Below are 16,181 nucleotides of genomic sequence, written 5' to 3'. Positions count from 1 at the left end.
CTCGCTGTAAACAGGTCCGTGGAATAAATGCCGCTCCCTTGCATCACGCCCAAGACCAAAAAAGCACCAGCAATAGCTGGTGCCTATGTTATAAGTTTTTCGGGACATTTTCAAAAACGCTTGACAGTGCTTTTACATCAATTTCAATATGCTTTTTCTTGTTTTTTCCAAACAAAAACGGAGCTCCGTATTGCTAATCGGCTCCGTTTTTCCTTACCTCCATCTGTTACTCTTTTTCCATGACGTTCGGGCTCTTCAAGATATTGGCCAACTGAATCGGCGGAGCCTCCTTGTATACAGTTTCCCATGTCTTGAGAAGATTCTCTTGGGTCACATAAATAGGCTCCACTCCAATGAACGAAGGAACTTTCTTTCCAATCAGCGCATTCGCAGCAGCCAGGGCCATGGCCCTCCCTTGCTCATAGGGGCGCTGGGCGCTGATCGCCTTTACAGCCCCGCCCTTTGCCATGTTCAAGGCAAGGACATACTCCAAATCCGCCGTGGACACGACCACATCCGTCCTTCCAATTTCCGCAAGGGCCGCAACAACTTGCGCCGCCGGCCCCTCCCAGGACACGTAAATCCCTTGTATTTCAGGGTTCATCTTCATCAGCTCAATCGTTTTTTGATACGCCTCCTCTTCTCTCTCGAAGAAAGTTTTTCCGCAGACGGTCAGCTCAGGATACTCTTCCAGCAGAATCTGCTCCGCCGCATCATCCCTCTGGTTCGTGGCATAAAAGACCGCTCCGTGCCGCACGATTCCTACGTTGCGCAAATTGTGCCGATGCATGTATTCTCCCAATCCCCTGCCCGCAGAGCGCCCATGGGAATGTTCGTTCACGGATACGCAAGTCACATAATCCTCCACGCCCAACCCATTCGGAACGTTCGTGATCAGGACCAGCTTCGTCTCGCTGCGGGCAATTTTCTTGTAAGCCTCCGATGTTTCCTCGTTGTCCACCGGGATGCTGATCAGGATGTCCGGCTCCATCGTCAACAGACTTTCCAACTGTTTGCTCTGCATCGTCGGATTGAAGTGCGCATCCGTAACCGCCAGCAAGGAGATGCCCAGGGAATTGAACTCATCCTTTATCCCCTGCTCGTGCAGTTGCGCCCACGCCTTTCCCGTGTAATGAAAGGAAACGGCGGCGGTATATTTCCCCACACGGACAAGCCGCTTTTCCGATTCGGAAAGCTGCAGGACCTCCATGGAAGCCGCTTTTTCTCCAAAGGGTCCTCTTCCAATCCCACTGGTGGAGGCCCGAATGCGCAACTCCGTAGGAACAACAATCTCCTTGAAATCCGCACCTCCAGATTCCTCGGAATCCCCTCCCCCTTTCAACCTGCGCTCCCGCATCCTTTCCAAAAGCAGGCGGGCCACTTCCTCCCCTATGCTTTTCGTATCCTGTGCAACTGTTGTTATGGAGGGATTGTGCAACTCCGCCCATTCGAAGTCATTGAAACTGATGATCGAAAGATCCTTGGGACATTCAATGTTGTTCACACCAATGAACCGCAGGATGGAGATGACCATCCTGTAATTCGTTGCAAAGACCGCCGTAGGCGGATTTTCAAGCGCATTCATGGAAACCAGCGTCTGGAAAATCTCCTTTTCATTGTCCAGGCCCGAAATGACATATTCCGGGCTCAGGGCGATGCCATTGTCCTCCAGCGCCGCCTTGTATCCATTGATGCGTTCCATGTCCACTTCCGTTCCCCTGCCGCCACTTACGATGGCGATGTATTCGTGGCCACTCTTGATCAGGTGGTTCGTCGCCCTGTACGCCCCCCCATAATTGTCCGAAAGAACCGTGTCCGCCTGGTAAGCTTCCGCCTTCTTTCCGACCAGCACGACCGGGGCCTCCGCTTCGCGGAGGAGCTCCAGCAGGTGGGCCTCCTGCGCTCCAGGAAAGGCAACAATCCCCACCGCACTCTCAGGCGCCAGAAGCAATTGGGAATACAAGTCCAGCTTCCTGCCATTTTCACCATAACTCAGGGAAACCAATGGATACCCCGCATTTTCCATATTTTTCTGGACGACCCTTTCCACTTCCGCATGGAAGGGGTTGTGTATGTCCTCTGCCAGAAAAAGCACATACTCCATGTCCACCTCGGCGGCTTTTGTTTTCTTCTTCTTAACAACGAAATTAGGGGGGTATTCCAGCGCATCGATCGCTTCCTCCACCTTTTTCACAAGTTTAGGACTCACATACCTGGTCTTGTTCACCACATGGGAAACCGTCGCCGCGGAAACCCCTGCCATTTTCGCTATATCGTTGATTGTCGCCATATTATCACTCTACCATTCTCTCCGACCTGAGCTCCATTGATATTTACTTGATTTTTTCTAATTGTAATACGCCGTTGGACGCATGTCAACCCGGGTCGGCATTTCTTATAAAAATTTTCGCAAATGCCGTTTTGCCACTCCAGCACTCTTGTGCACTGCTTTTCCAAACATTTCCATACCCTGTTGACATTCCCGACGGACCGTGCTAAAATATTTTTAAGTAAATTTGCGCAAATAATTTTCAAGGAGGAAACGTTCATGAAATTAGGGTTTGTAAGCGCCATTTTGGACAAGAAGTCTTTTGAGGAGGTGATCGACACCGCAAGCCGGATTGGCTATGAATGCGTGGAACTGGCCTGTTGGCCTAGGGAAGCTGCCACACGCAGGTATGCGGGCGTATCCCACATCGACACAGATGATCTTGATGACGCAAAGGCCAGCCATCTTCTCTCCTATTGCAAGGAAAGGAACGTGGATATCTCTGCACTTGCCTACTATCCGAACACACTGGATGCGGACCTCGAAAAACGTGCCAAACACGTGGAGCACCTGAAGAAACTAATCAAGGCCGCCTCCCTGCTGGGAGTGTCCACCGTAACGACTTTCATCGGGAGAATGCAGGACAAGACGATCGAGGAGAACCTACTAGCCTATAAAGATGTATGGACCCCCATCGTCCGTTTGGCAGAAGAGAACAATGTACGGATTGCCATCGAAAACTGCCCCATGCTCTTTACGGCAGACCAGTGGCCGGGCGGCCAGAACCTTGCAGCCACCCCCGCCATTTGGAGGAAAATGTTCGAGGTGATTCCCAGCGACAACCTGGGGCTTAATTACGATCCTTCTCATTTCGTCTGGCAACAAATGGACTATATCCGCCCCATCTACGAGTTCAAGGAAAAAATCTTCCATGTGCACTATAAGGACATCAAGCTGTATCCCGAACGCCTGAACGATGTGGGCATCATGGCATATCCCTTGGAATACATGTCCCCCAAGTTGCCTGGCCTGGGGGATGTGGACTGGGGAAAATATGTGTCCGCACTGACAGATATCGGCTACAACGGATACACATGCATTGAAATCGAGGACAAAGCTTTCGAGAAGACCCCCATCGACGTTGACAATTCCCTGCTGCTGAGTTACCGATACATGCGGCAGTTTGTGATTTAAGGAGGTCCATCATGAAAAAATATAACATCGGGTTAATCGGGGCCGGTTTCATGGCCAAGGCCCACTCGGCGGCTTATGCCACCATGCCCATGTTTTTCTGGCCCGTGGCGGCCGTTCCCGTACGCAGGACAATATGCGACCTTTCCGAAGAAGGGGCCCGGGATGCCGCCGCACGTTTCGGATTTGAAAAACATACCACCGACTGGCGGGACATCGTCAATGATCCTGAAATTGATATCATCGACATTGCCACTCCCAACGACAGCCACGCCGAAATAGCCATCGCAGCGGCAAATGCAGGAAAACACATCTTTTGCGAAAAGCCCATCGCTCGAACCACCGAAGAGGCCAAGGCCATGCTGGATGCTGTGAAGGCAGCCGGCGTGACAAACATGCTTGCCTTCAACTACAGGCGCACCCCTGCTGTTGCGCTTGCGAAGAAATTCATCAGCGAAGGTTCCATCGGAAAAATCCTGAACTTTCGTGGCACCTACCTCCAGGACTGGTCCGCAGACCCCAACGCACCCCTTTCCTGGAGATTCCAGAAGAAGATTGCCGGCTCCGGTACCCTGGGAGACATCGGCACGCATGTAATCGATATCGCCCGGTATCTGGCAGGAGAAATCGACGAGGTTTGCGGCACCTTAGACACCCATATCCCGGAACGGCCTTTGCAGCAGGGATTCGCGGACAAGCTGGGGACCGTCAAGTCCGGGACGCATGCGAAAAAAGGTCCTGTGGACGTGGACGACGAGGTCAAGTTCCTGCTGAACTTCCGAAGCGGCGCATCTGGAAGCATCGAGGCTACTCGCAACGGCTGGGGCCGGAACAACTACATCACCTTTGAAGTCCATGGAAGTGAAGGATCCATCTTCTTCAATTACGAACGCCGTGACGAACTGCAAGTTTACTTCGCCTCTGACCCTGCCGACAAGCGCGGATTCCGAACCATCTACACCGGGCCATCCCATCCGAACGGAGATGCCCTCTGGCCCATTCCCGCGCTGGGTATTGGATACGGAGAAACCAAAATCATCGAGTGCCATGATTTCATACAAGCGATTGCCACTGGCCAAGATGTTTCCCCGAATTTCGAGGATGGATACAAGATCGAATTGATCTGTGACGCTATCAAAGCCTCCTCCATGGACAGAAAATGGGTCAAGACAAACTGCTGACAATATGCAAGAATAGGCAAAACGCAGCTTCAAACTTGCCCAAACAGAAAGCCACCATGTCCGAAAACGCTTGGACACGGTGGCTTTCTGTTTAAGTTATGAATTCATTGGATTCATCTTCTACCGAGAACCCCTTTGACCGCTTCCTCAATCTTTTGCGCTGTCAATCCATGCGCAGCAAGCAGTTCCTCGGGCTCGCCGGATTCACCGAAAACATCCTTGATTCCAATCCGCTTCATGGGCACCGGAAAGTTTTCGGCCAAAACCTCTGCTACCGCGCTCCCCAATCCTCCAATTACCGAATGCTCTTCTACGGTAACAAACGCACCGGTTTCTTCTGCCGCTTTGAGAATCGCCTCCTGGTCGATGGGTTTGATGGTGTGCATGTCAAGCACACGCACCTCGATTCCCTCCTTTGCCAAGGTCTCTGCCGCTTGAAGCGATTCTTGTACCATGATGCCCGTGGCAATGATTGTCGCCTCCGAGCCAGCCCTCAATTCCTTGGCCTTTCCAATTGCAAAGACCTCTTGTTCCTCATAGCAAAGGGGAACGCTCGCTCTTCCCAAGCGTACGTAGACGGGGCCCTCCAATTGGGCCGCAGCCGCAAGAAGCGCCTGCGCACTGATTCCGTCCGCCGGATTCAGGACGGTCAGATTCGGCAGCGCGCGCATCAGTGCCAGATCTTCCACCGTCTGATGCGAAGCGCCATCCGGACCTACCGTCAGACCAGCATGGGTGGCACAGACCTTCACGTTGAGCTTGGGATAACACACGGAGTTGCGCAGAATCTCTAGGGCCCTCCCCACCGCAAACATGGCGAATGTACTGACAAAAGGGATCTTCCCCACGGTTGCCATCCCTGCGGACACACCCATCAGATTCTGTTCGGCAATGCCCATATTGAAGAATCGATCCGGACAAACCGTCTGAAATGCTGCCGTTTTCGTCGACTTCGAAAGGTCCGCATCCAAGACAACGATATCCGGATGGTCCATGGCGTACGTAGATAGAAAAGCACCATATGCATCACGTGTTGCCATCTTCATGATGGATCACCTCCAAGTTCCTTCAGCGCCTGCACAAGCTCTGCATCACTTGGAGCTTTCCCGTGCCATTCCACTTGATTCTCCATATAGGACACCCCTTTCCCCTTCACTGTATTGGCAATCAAGACAACGGGCCGGTCCTGCTTCTCCGCCTCCTGGTATGCATCAAGAAGCGCTTCATGGTCGTGTCCATCCACCATCAGGACATGCCATCCGAAGCTGGACCATTTGGCATCAAGGGGATGCAAATCCATCACCTCTTCATTCGTTCCATCGATCTGCAGACCATTGTGGTCGACAATCGCAATCAGATTGGAAAGTCCATAATGCCCCGCGGCCATGGCAGCCTCCCATACGATGCCTTCATTCAGTTCACCATCACCGAGCAGTACGTAAACCTTCCCGCTGGATCGATCCAATTGATTCGCCAGGGCCATTCCAACTGCTCCCGAGAATCCCTGACCCAAGGATCCGGTTGAAAAATCCACACCCGGTACCTTGCGCATGTCCGGATGTCCCTGGAGAATCGAGCCCATTTTGCGCAAACCAAGGAGAACCGAGGGATCAAAGTATCCCCGTCTGGACAACGTCGCGTACAATGCAGGTGCTGCGTGTCCTTTCGACAAGACAAATCGATCGCGATCCCTTTTCTCCGGCTCCTTCGGGTTGATCATCATCTTTTCGAAGTATAGGGTTGCCAGAATATCGGCGGCAGACAGGGATCCACCTGGATGGCCGGAACCCGCCGCATGGATCATTTCCACGATATCCTTGCGGATCCGGCTTGCCATCTTTTTGCTAAGATTTCCTCTTGTCCTGTCCATGATTGTCATGATGCCGATTCCAGTATCGCGCAGAGTTTGGCGAAGCTTTCTTCTGTGGAGATTCCGGGTACGCGAAGGGTCAATTCCGTCCCTTTGGCGGCTCCAAGGCCCAGAATGCTTACCATGCTCTTCCCATTGTACTCTTTTCCGTCCTTCACAAGGATTACATCGGATGCCATATTCCCTGCTTCTTTTACAAAGAGACTAGCCGGTCTGGCGTGTAGGCCAGATTCAGACAAAATCACTATTTTCTTTTCCATCGATACCATTCTCCTTTAGAAATTGTCGTACACTTTCTTCGATTTCCTCTGCCCCTTCAAGTTCAAGCACCTGTGGAAGGAGCTTTTTTGCTTTCTTGCGGTCTATTTTCGAAATCAGCCAACGGGTTTCCAGAACACAGGAAGGTGAAACACTGTATTCATCCAGGCCCATGCCGACGAGCAGCGGAATCATCATCGGATTTGATGCGGCCTCGCCGCACATCCCCACCCAAATGCCCGCTTGGTGGCCCGCTTGGATGACCTGATTGATGAGCCTGACCACCGCCGGCTGGTGGGGCTTGTACAGTCCCTTGACAGCAGGGTTCATCCGGTCGGTGGCCATCGTATACTGGACCAGGTCGTTGGTGCCAATACTGAAGAAATCCACATGCTTTGCCAACTGGTCAGCGATGATTGCCGCAGAAGGGACCTCCATCATGATCCCAACCTCAACCTCTGGATTGAAAGCTGCGCCTTCTGCCTTCAATTCTTCCCTTGCCTCCTGTAAAACCTCTTTTGCGGATGATAATTCGGTGACCGTACTGATCATAGGGAACATGATCTTGGCATTTCCATGAACGCTCGCCCGTAATATCGCCCGCAATTGTGTCTTGAACAGGTCTTTTCTGTCCAGGCAAACGCGAATGGCGCGCTGGCCCAGGAACGGATTCATTTCCTGCGGCAAGTTCAGATAAGGGATGTCTTTGTCCCCACCGGCATCGAGTGTGCGTATGATTACGGGTTTCCCTTCCATGGATTCCAGGACCTTTGCGTAAATCCGATACTGTTCCTGCTCCTCAGGCGCATCCTTGCGATCGAAATAGATGAACTCGCTTCTGAACAGTCCAATCCCCTCACCATCTTGCAACGTCACATTTTCAGCCTCTTCTGCCCGCCCGATATTGCAGACCAGTTCGACTTCTTCCTCATCGAAGGTCTGTGTCTTCTTGCCGCGGAACACCTGAAGACTCTCTTTGAACGCCGCTTTTTTCTTGCGCTTCAGCAGGTAATCCTCCTGCGTATCCACCGCAGGATTGATGAACAGCTCTCCCTTATCCCCGTCCACTATGATCCGGTCATTACATTCCACTGCTCCGGATAGCTTCACGACCCCCATCACCGCCGGGATCCCCAAGGATCTGGCTATGATGGCGCTATGTGAGGTCTCGCTCCCCTGGCGCGTAACCATCCCGTCGATCACCGCCGGATCAAGTGCGGCGACATCAGAGGGGTGGAGATCTTCCGCCACCAGGATCACGGGACCCTTCAACCGGCTGAGGTCTATGGTCTCAATGTGCAGCAGGATGCGCAGCACACGTTCAGAAACATCCCTCAAATCCAACGCTCTCGCCTGGAGGTAAGGATCTTCCAGTGCAGCCAACATCTCAACAAAAGCAGCCGTAGTTTGCTCGGTCGCCACTTCTGCACATTTTCCATCCGTAATGATGCGCTGGCGAATTCCCGCAGTCCATTCAGGATCGAGCAGCATCCATTTGTGCGCCTCGAAAATCTCCGCTTCCTCTTCACCGATGGTATTTCGAGTGGTCTCGCGGAGCTCCTCCAGTTGTTCCACTGCCCTCCTGACCGCCTCTTCCACCCGCCTCAGTTCCTCATCCTTGTCGTCGATGTTCCTCTCGATGATTTCCAGCGGTTTGTTCTCAAGAACAAACGCCTTCCCGAATCCAATACCTTTCGAAGCAGCCGCACCTGACAGGATCCGTTCCTCCTGGGTCATACCCGCCCCCCCGACGCACCGGCGTACTTCAGCAAGTGCCTTTCCGCTTCTTTGCACCAGATGCCATTGTTCTTTTCAACGATTAGGTGAAGTTCACGAAAGAGCGGTTGGGTTTTACCAAGTTCTTCGAAGTCGGCGATGGCCGTCAGTTCCATTTCGATGTGGGGATAGATCACTTTCTTTCCCCCTGGAATCTCATTGAGGTGCAGGATTGCATGGGGAGCCGCGTTCAGTCCACCGATGTGTGTGATCATATAGGAAGGGTTGATCTTGCCCTCAGCCGAAAGTTCAAGGGATTCAATCATGTCACCGGTAGAGCCACCGGAGGTGCCCACAAGGTGGGTGCTTGCATAGTGGACATTGTAGAAATTGAAGGGTACTTTGAACTGTTTGTCCGTAGGACCGGCGAAAAAGTTCAAACAGCCATCGTTACCGAGGATCTCATCCGCCTGAACGAGCAGCTCGGTCACAGGCGCAAATACGAAAACATCATCATATCCCCGACCACCGGAAAGCTCCATCAACGCATCAACAACTCCGTCTCCCGACGTGTTCACATAGGTGAGTTCGATGCCCTTTTCAGCCGCTTCCTCTTCCGTGACCAGTTGCTTTGCACGGTCCAACCGATTCTGGTTGATATCCGTGACGACCACCCGTTTAGGCTTCACCTTCCCATTGATGGCGTAGTCGATTGCTCCGATTCCCATGGGTCCCGCACAACCCAGGAGCGCCAAACTTCCACCTTCCTTGATGCCCATTTCATGTTCGTACACATAAGGTGTCGTATGATAGCTCGCATTGAATGCCCCTATGATGCAGGACATGGGTTCGGATAGGGATGCATTGGCGAAATAGTCATCCTTCATCGATAAGACGCAGCCCAGATCGATTGCAATCTTGGGAATGATCATGTAGGTCGCATTCCCTCCGAAGTGCTCATAGCTGTATCCGGCGGAGTAACCGCTATCGAGCCCCATGGCCGGTTGCAGGACGAAACGTTCGCCGGCATGGAACCGATCTTTTAGGTTGCTTCCCACCTCTTCGATTACTCCGGAACATTCATGTCCGGTCATGATCGGATTCGATTGAATCGTCTCCGGTACCCTCTTGTGGTCTTCACCCAGGATCGCCGCTTTATAGGTGGATAGGCACAGGCTGTTCGATACCACCTTGACGAGCAGCTCGTCGTCAGAAATTTCCGGAAGCTCAAACTCCCTGATGCGAATATCTTTCTTTCCGTATAATGATGCCGCACGTGTACGCACGTCACACTCCTCCTTTTCGGGTCCCATGGACATCGCTCTCTCGCTCACTGTCCATTCTGTAAAAGAAGAAAGGTGTGTTTTAGATGCACCTTTCTTCTCATGTTGCAGTGTACGTTCCTAATCACGGGTGTGGTGAAAGCACGCCCGTGATTTCTTGCTATACGGTGGTCAATTCCTCATAAAGATCATTTAGATTCGGGTCCTCCATGAAATTCTCGATCGTGACAATCCGCTTATCCTGAAACTTCATTTTTGCCCGTTCCTCAAGGCTTGCGTGTACGACGATGACATCGGCCTCCTGGGGCACCTTCTCGATTGCAAAGTTTTTGACGGTTTTCTCAATGCCCACTTTGTTGAGCTTTTTCTTGAACGCATTCGCCCCCAAGGCACTGCTTCCGAGACCTGCATCACAGGCGAAGGCAATGAAATTCACGGTGGCCTTTTCTCCGCTCAAGAGGGCTTTTCCAGCCTTTTTCATGTTCTTGGATCGAAGCATTGACATTTCGAGCTCTTCGTCATCAACCTCTTTGTTCTGCAACTTTAGGATTGCCGAAGCAACGGTGAAGGCTACAGCCGTCGCAGCGACCACCCCGGCGATTACACCTAGGAAGTTGCCTCTGGGCGTCAGTGCGAGATAAGCAAAGATGGACCCCGGGCTTGGGCCTGCGACCAAACCGACACCGAACAGATTGAAGGTTGTGATTCCCGCCATCCCACCTGCAATCATCGCGAGGATCATCACGGGGTTCATCAGCACATACGGGAAGTACAACTCATGGATACCACCAAAAAAGTGAATGATGATTGCGCTAGGCGCAGATTTTTTCGACATGCCTTTACCGAAAGCACTGAAGGCAAGGAGCATGCCCAGTCCGGGACCGGGGTTTGAAGCGACCATGAAGTAGATCGATTTTCCGGCGTTGAGCGCTTCCTGCATCCCCAGCGGGTAGTAGATCCCCTGGTCGATGACATTGTTTAGAAAGAGCACTTTCGCAGGTTCATTGATGATCGACAGGAGCGGCAGGTAGCCTGTGGCGACCAGCTTTTCAATCATCACTGTAACAAATTGATTGGAGGCTTGGATCACAGGTCCGATGAATTGAAACGACAACAAGGCCAGGCCAAGTCCGATAATGCCAATGGAGAAGTTGTTGATGACCATTTCAAAGCCCGTTGGGATTTTACCCTCGACTTTTTCATCAAATTTCCTGATCAGGTAACCACCGACAGGTCCAATGATCATGGCTCCCAGGAACATCGGGATTTCCGATCCGACAATCAGTCCGATGGTACCGATCGACCCCATGACCGCACCGCGGTCGCCGCCGGTGAGTTTACCGCCTGTGTAACCCAACAGCAACGGCAGCAGGTACACGATGATCGGTCCAACAAGCTTGGCGAAGTGTTCGTTTGGAACCCAGCCGGTTGGGATGAAGAGTGCTGTGATAAATCCCCAGGCGATGAATGCCCCGATGTTAGGAATTACAATACTTGTTAGGAACCCACCGAATGCTTGTACTTTGGCTCTTTTAGATCCTGCCATTATGAATCCTCCTTTAAAATAACTTTTTCCCCTGTTGGCAGCATATCCAATACCATGTCTGCCTTGAGACGATGTTTCATCACTCTCTCGATATTCTTGCGGTCGCTCTTCTCATAAAACGCCGCCGCTTCCTCCGGGGTTGATCCTCCCCGGATCTTTCTGTTGATGAGCCTTTCCTTCAACATCGATTCCTTCGAACCTATAAAAATACTGTAGTCACTCAAGTCCTTGAGTTCTTTCCAACCCGGTTCGTCCAATAGCAGCCAGTTGCCTTCGATCAAAACGATTCCGGAGTGAACGGGGATCTGGTCCGGTACGACATCGTGTAGGTTCCGATCATAAATTGGCCACTTTACGTCTTCGGATTTCATCTTCACCAGCTTCTCTTTGAAAGTCGACAGGTCAAAAGTCTCTGGCATGCCTTTCACCTCGGACAAGCAGCGCTCCTCATCCTCGATGACGGCTTTGTGGTTTGCCAGATACTCATTCGTATGATGAAACCCATCCAATGACAGACACTGTACGGGGATGGCGTTTTCCATTTCTTTAGAAACGCTTTCCAAGAAAAGTGAAAAAGTGGACTTCCCAACTGCCGGTGGCGCTGCCAAGAAGACGATGATCCTTCGCTGCCTCCGTTGATGAAGCTCTTGGAACTTTAGGATCAACGGTTTGATGATGTCATCCAGTTCCCTCTGTTCAAAATGCGCTTCGTACTCGAATCCATTGACGTTCAATAGAACATTCATACTTCCACCGAACGCACGATCTCTTTGATTTCTTCTACTGTCTTGGCGTCTTTTAGTCTCTCTACCTTTTCAGCATCCATCAGCAAATCGGTCAGTGAAGAGATCAGCTCCAGGTGATTGTCACTATCTGTTGCCGCTAGAACGAAGATCAGTTTGATCATCTTCCCTTCCGGATACGATACGGCGTCATTTATCTTTAAAAATGAAACCGTTGTTTTCTTAGCGCCTTCTTCCGGCCGCGAGTGCGGGATGGCTACCTCCGGCATGATGACCACGTAGGGCCCATTGGTATTGATGTTCTCAATCATCGACTTCACATAGTTCGGGGTGATATAGTTTTTCTTGAGGAGTTGTTGAGCCGCCACTTCAATCGACTCCTCCCACGTTCCCACCGTGTCCAACACTTGGATTTGATCTTCTAAGTATTTCGTAATCATCAGGCTTCCCCTTTCTCGTCGTCTTTGTGATTTTATTATAGGACAGATGCACCATTTGCGAAACTTAGCGATTTTTTCACTTTCTTTTGAAATTTCTACTAGACCAAACCCTTCACATCCTTTCGAAAAAATGTGAAAATCGACGAATAAAGCTTTCCATGGTATACTTATCCTGTGTACTTATACCCACAACGTACTTTCACAAGTCGAGTAGGCATCTGTGGTTTTTGGCACTTTTTTCCATGGCAATAGCAGTTTTATATCCTATGAGACACGCAGGAGGTGCTCAAGAGATGTTTACGGAAAGAGGATTGAGAATTCTCAATATGATACTGGAGGACTCCGAAGGTTTGTCTTTGAAACAATTGGCCGATCATTTTGATCTCAGCGTACGGAGCATCAGATACGATCTGGAAAACATCAATGATGTGTTGGAGGATGAAGGGCTGCCGACGATCATTTGCAAAAGAGGCGGCAGCCTATATGTTGAAGAGAAAGAACCGATCGCAAAGTATCTGGAGTCTCTCGATGATTTCTTATATTCTGTTGAGGCGAGAAAAAAGTTCATCCTCTGCACCATCGCGCTCACAGGGGAGATCAACATTACGACGATCGGCAGAGAGTTGGATGTCAGCCGCACATCCATCAAGAATGACCTTGAGCAAATCAAAACCATTCTTGCATCCTATCATCTGGAACTCCTCCCGTCCCATCGAAGAGGGCTTTCCCTCGAGGGTCAGGAAAACGATATCCGGAGTCTTCAGATGGAAGTTCTATTGGAACAGATGAGTGGTGCGGGTGTAATGAATCTCCTCACCGATCCGGTTATCGATGGCTATCTCGATGGCATCGACATCGCGAAGGTGGAGGATTTTCTCTATGCCATCGAGATAGAAACCGACAATATCATTTCTGACCATGCCTTCGAGATGTTGAAGGCCTATCTGATCGTGGCCGTCAAGAGAAATCCTCACAATAGCCTTCTTTCCCCCTACCCCAATGAGGCTTATCTGACTTCCACCTCAGAATTCCAGGTCATCGCAAATCAGGTCTCCATGCTCAACGATGCTTGTCACATCCATCTGAGTCCACATGAATTGGCAGAGATTACGGATCTGTTCATCGGAAGTCCTTCCTACAATTTCCCCAACACCTACTATAAGAATTGGTTTGAAGTGGAAATTATTGTGAACAAGCTGATTCAACGGTTCAGCGATGCGTATGGCCTCGACCTTTCCTATGACAAGGAACTGATCAAAGATCTGATCATTTTCATGAAACCATTGCTATACAGTCATTACAGGCATGTCCAGCAGGATCCTCACGTGGAGGAAGATTCCCGCCAGCTCTACCCTAAAATCCATGCGATTGTAGAGAAGGTTCTCAGAGACATCGATGGACTGCCTGCGCATCACTTCAACGAGGTGGACAAGTCGCTGATCACCCTGTACTTTCGTGCGGCAATCGACCGGAACCAGTACCGGCTGAAACCCAACAAAAATGTGCTGCTGGTCTGTGGATTCGGCTATGGGACCTCGAAGCTTCTCGGACAGCAGCTCAAGCAGCATTACGATGTGACCATCGTGGATTCGATTCCCGTGCACCGTTTGAGGAAATTCGACCATCTGGACGAGGTGGATGTGGTGATCACTACGACGAAAAGGGATTTCCCGACCATCGACAAGCCGGTGGTCATCGTCAACCCGGTCCTCACAGCCCATGATTTCAATATTCTGGAGCAGTGTAATTTCCCGAAGGTCAGTAAGATGTTCCTTTTGTCCAAGCTGGTAGATAGCCTAAAGAGCAATCCGAGTCCCTATAATCGCAAGATGCTCGCGGATATCCTAAAGGGTGATTTGGGCGATATGATCATCGACGATTTGACTGAATCAAAAATGGGCTTGATAGACCACCTGCCTCTGGAAAACATTAGCGTGAATGTGGAGGCGAAGGATTGGCGGGAAGCCCTGGAGGCCGCTGGAGAAAAACTGGTGAATCTCGGTTATGTCGAGCAGAGCTATACGAAGTCGCTCATCGATAGTTTCGAGAAGTACGGCGCCTATATGGTGATCAAAGAAGGGATTGCCATACCCCACACAAAAAACGACAACAATGTGCTTAAAACCGGGTTCGTTCTAATCACATTGAAAAACGAAGTGATGACTCCTTTCAACAAATATTTGAAAGTAATCTTAGCCTTCGCTTCGATTGACGACACGGACCACCTGGATGCGCTGACGGAATTCTCGAATCTCCTGATCGATCATGATCTGCAAAACATCTCCAATCAAATTGAAACTCCTGCGGAACTCCTCAACTATATCCATATGGCAGATGACTCTTCCTGCAGTTAAACGGGCTCTCAACCGCAGGTCAGCAACAATCTTCCAACACCAAAATGCAACATGCCACCCAATCGCGGGTGGCATGTCTGTTTTTGCTTAGAAAGCGTTTTTGTTTGGGGAAATCGAATACCCGAATCTAATCCGCATAGATCCTTCCCAGGTGTCATTTCCTATAGAAATATCCCTCATTATGATGGAGGTGTGTCTTCTCCTTCAAATGATCGTGATGCAATCTATGCTTTATTTCGGTTTTCTTATGATTCGGTTCACACGCCTGTGCAGTGGATATGATACCATCGATGATCCTACCTGCCATCCCGAAAGGAAAGGACACCATCAGCACATCATCAGGCCACTTGCAGACGAAGCGGGTGCCTGAACACAATAAGGATACGGAAAATTCCTGATTGTTCACAGGCACGACCGTAGATTCAAAACATACGCCGCACATTCCCGACATCTTGATATCAGACTTGAAGCCATAATGATAGGTGTAACCTTGGACAACGCGCATGGCTTGGTAGGGATTGCATACCAGTATGACGACATCAGGGTCTTGGGGCAAATTTTTCAGCGGGCCGACGACCACGCCTGTGTTGTGCCCTTTGACAGGAACGACAGATTCATGTTCAATCCTTGCGTTCCTGCGGTTTGCGTAAAGACCGCTGTCATACCAACCGTCTATACCTTCTTTTTCTTCGTAAAAAGCATCAAGCCCAAGCAACTTTCCTGATGTTTCACAAGCGAAGTTGGACAGGTCGCCTTTTCGCATCTTGCCATTGGATGCTTTGTTCACCATATGGCAATAATAGTTTTTATGTTTGTTTTGTTTTATGTCCAGTCTGCAAAACTCCTCTTTCGACTGATAGAGTTTGACACCAACGACGTTTCTGTCCAGTTGGAGGTAACTGCGAAAATAACCCTCCAGTTCCTTACGATCCATTGTATTCTCCATATTTGACTGCCTTCCAACTGAAAATTCAATTTCCTATACTATAGCATATTTTTACCGCACTTATTATGATATTTATTTAACTTTCCTTCATGATCAAGCCTTGCTGCGCTCACACAACAAACGGTACACCAAGTCCGCCGTGCCGGCCCTGTGCTCCGCTTTGCTGCGCTCAGGGACGCGGGCTGCGCCACTCCTCCCCGTGCCGGCCCTGTGCTCCGCTTTGCTGCGCTCAGGGACGCGGGCTGCGCCACTCTTCCCCGTGCCGGCCCTGTGCTCCGCTTTGCTGCGCTCAGGGACGCGGGCTGCGCCACTCCTCCCCGTGCCGGCCCTGTGCTCCGCTTTGCTGCGCTCAGGGACGCGGGCTGCGCCACTCTTCCCCGTGCC

13 protein-coding genes are annotated in these 16,181 nt (G+C 50.8%); 3 read left to right on the top strand and 10 right to left on the bottom strand.

Annotated features, from left to right (window positions below):
• Positions 1-226: 226 nt before the first annotated feature.
• Positions 227-2,290 carry a LacI family DNA-binding transcriptional regulator gene (locus GXN74_RS13015; protein ID WP_162371375.1) on the bottom strand — a complete coding sequence of 688 codons (2,064 nt, stop codon included), beginning with the start codon at positions 2,288-2,290 and terminating at the stop codon, positions 227-229.
• A 258-nt stretch (positions 2,291-2,548) separates the two neighbouring features.
• Between GXN74_RS13015 and GXN74_RS13010 the strand changes: the two genes are divergently transcribed.
• A complete protein-coding gene (locus GXN74_RS13010; RefSeq protein ID WP_162371374.1) occupies positions 2,549-3,463 on the top strand; it encodes a sugar phosphate isomerase/epimerase family protein in 915 nt (304 codons plus the stop codon).
• A gap of 11 nt (positions 3,464-3,474) precedes the next feature.
• The gene (locus GXN74_RS13005) at positions 3,475-4,641 is read left to right on the top strand and encodes a levoglucosan dehydrogenase (RefSeq protein ID WP_162371373.1); all 1,167 of its coding nucleotides are present in this window, start codon (positions 3,475-3,477) and stop codon (positions 4,639-4,641) included.
• A 113-nt stretch (positions 4,642-4,754) separates the two neighbouring features.
• Here GXN74_RS13005 and GXN74_RS13000 read toward each other — a convergent pair whose 3' ends face one another.
• The 8 genes from GXN74_RS13000 to GXN74_RS12965 form a co-directional block, all read right to left on the bottom strand.
• A complete protein-coding gene (locus tag GXN74_RS13000) occupies positions 4,755-5,687 on the bottom strand; it encodes a transketolase family protein (RefSeq protein ID WP_162371372.1) in 933 nt (310 codons plus the stop codon).
• Positions 5,684-6,520 carry a transketolase gene (locus tag GXN74_RS12995; protein WP_162371371.1) on the bottom strand — a complete coding sequence of 279 codons (837 nt, stop codon included), beginning with the start codon at positions 6,518-6,520 and terminating at the stop codon, positions 5,684-5,686. The genes GXN74_RS13000 and GXN74_RS12995 overlap by 4 nt, the downstream gene beginning before the upstream one ends.
• The gene (locus GXN74_RS12990; protein WP_162371370.1) at positions 6,517-6,771 is read right to left on the bottom strand and encodes an HPr family phosphocarrier protein; all 255 of its coding nucleotides are present in this window, start codon (positions 6,769-6,771) and stop codon (positions 6,517-6,519) included. The genes GXN74_RS12995 and GXN74_RS12990 overlap by 4 nt, the downstream gene beginning before the upstream one ends.
• A complete protein-coding gene (gene ptsP / locus GXN74_RS12985; RefSeq protein ID WP_246208721.1) occupies positions 6,743-8,506 on the bottom strand; it encodes a phosphoenolpyruvate--protein phosphotransferase in 1,764 nt (587 codons plus the stop codon). Before ptsP ends, GXN74_RS12990 begins: the two co-directional genes overlap by 29 nt.
• Complete coding sequence (locus tag GXN74_RS12980; RefSeq protein ID WP_343032826.1) at positions 8,503-9,771, bottom strand: zinc-binding dehydrogenase; 1,269 nt, start codon at positions 9,769-9,771, stop codon at positions 8,503-8,505. The genes ptsP and GXN74_RS12980 overlap by 4 nt, the downstream gene beginning before the upstream one ends.
• Before the next feature lie 157 nt (positions 9,772-9,928).
• On the bottom strand, positions 9,929-11,314 hold the full coding sequence (locus GXN74_RS12975) for a PTS mannitol transporter subunit IIBC (RefSeq protein ID WP_162371368.1): 1,386 nt from the start codon (positions 11,312-11,314) through the stop codon (positions 9,929-9,931).
• The gene (locus GXN74_RS12970; protein ID WP_162371367.1) at positions 11,314-12,060 is read right to left on the bottom strand and encodes a nucleoside/nucleotide kinase family protein; all 747 of its coding nucleotides are present in this window, start codon (positions 12,058-12,060) and stop codon (positions 11,314-11,316) included. Before GXN74_RS12970 ends, GXN74_RS12975 begins: the two co-directional genes overlap by 1 nt.
• The gene (locus GXN74_RS12965) at positions 12,057-12,497 is read right to left on the bottom strand and encodes a PTS sugar transporter subunit IIA (protein WP_162371366.1); all 441 of its coding nucleotides are present in this window, start codon (positions 12,495-12,497) and stop codon (positions 12,057-12,059) included. The genes GXN74_RS12970 and GXN74_RS12965 overlap by 4 nt, the downstream gene beginning before the upstream one ends.
• 293 nt (positions 12,498-12,790) lie before the next feature.
• On the opposite strand from GXN74_RS12965, the gene GXN74_RS12960 reads away from it, so the two are divergent.
• Positions 12,791-14,851 carry a BglG family transcription antiterminator gene (locus GXN74_RS12960; RefSeq protein WP_162371365.1) on the top strand — a complete coding sequence of 687 codons (2,061 nt, stop codon included), beginning with the start codon at positions 12,791-12,793 and terminating at the stop codon, positions 14,849-14,851.
• A gap of 154 nt (positions 14,852-15,005) precedes the next feature.
• On the opposite strand, the gene GXN74_RS12955 is transcribed toward GXN74_RS12960, so the two are convergent.
• Entirely contained in the window at positions 15,006-15,797 is a 792-nt protein-coding gene (locus GXN74_RS12955) for a DUF169 domain-containing protein (protein WP_212505809.1), read from the bottom strand.
• Between the last annotated feature and the right edge of the window lie 384 nt (positions 15,798-16,181).

Origin of the sequence: Anaerotalea alkaliphila (assembly GCF_010179735.1) — a bacterium.
Taxonomy (GTDB): Bacteria; Bacillota; Clostridia; order Lachnospirales; family Vallitaleaceae; genus Anaerotalea; species Anaerotalea alkaliphila.
Note: the sequence above shows the minus strand (reverse complement) of the source record. Positions and strands in the feature narration are given on the sequence as shown.

What these genes read in the sequence shown, in the direction of transcription:
- GXN74_RS12960 (WP_162371365.1), top strand. Translation starts at nt 12,791, where the DNA reads ATGTTTACGGAAAGAGGATTGAGAATTCTCAATATGATACTGGAGGAC.
- GXN74_RS12970 (WP_162371367.1), bottom strand. Translation starts at nt 12,060, where the DNA reads ATGAATGTTCTATTGAACGTCAATGGATTCGAGTACGAAGCGCATTTT.
- GXN74_RS12965 (WP_162371366.1), bottom strand. Translation starts at nt 12,497, where the DNA reads ATGATTACGAAATACTTAGAAGATCAAATCCAAGTGTTGGACACGGTG.
- GXN74_RS13010 (WP_162371374.1), top strand. Translation starts at nt 2,549, where the DNA reads ATGAAATTAGGGTTTGTAAGCGCCATTTTGGACAAGAAGTCTTTTGAG.
- GXN74_RS12955 (WP_212505809.1), bottom strand. Translation starts at nt 15,797, where the DNA reads ATGGAGAATACAATGGATCGTAAGGAACTGGAGGGTTATTTTCGCAGT.
- GXN74_RS13015 (WP_162371375.1), bottom strand. Translation starts at nt 2,290, where the DNA reads ATGGCGACAATCAACGATATAGCGAAAATGGCAGGGGTTTCCGCGGCG.
- ptsP (WP_246208721.1), bottom strand. Translation starts at nt 8,506, where the DNA reads ATGACCCAGGAGGAACGGATCCTGTCAGGTGCGGCTGCTTCGAAAGGT.
- GXN74_RS12995 (WP_162371371.1), bottom strand. Translation starts at nt 6,520, where the DNA reads ATGACAATCATGGACAGGACAAGAGGAAATCTTAGCAAAAAGATGGCA.
- GXN74_RS13000 (WP_162371372.1), bottom strand. Translation starts at nt 5,687, where the DNA reads ATGAAGATGGCAACACGTGATGCATATGGTGCTTTTCTATCTACGTAC.
- GXN74_RS12975 (WP_162371368.1), bottom strand. Translation starts at nt 11,314, where the DNA reads ATGGCAGGATCTAAAAGAGCCAAAGTACAAGCATTCGGTGGGTTCCTA.
- GXN74_RS13005 (WP_162371373.1), top strand. Translation starts at nt 3,475, where the DNA reads ATGAAAAAATATAACATCGGGTTAATCGGGGCCGGTTTCATGGCCAAG.
- GXN74_RS12990 (WP_162371370.1), bottom strand. Translation starts at nt 6,771, where the DNA reads ATGGAAAAGAAAATAGTGATTTTGTCTGAATCTGGCCTACACGCCAGA.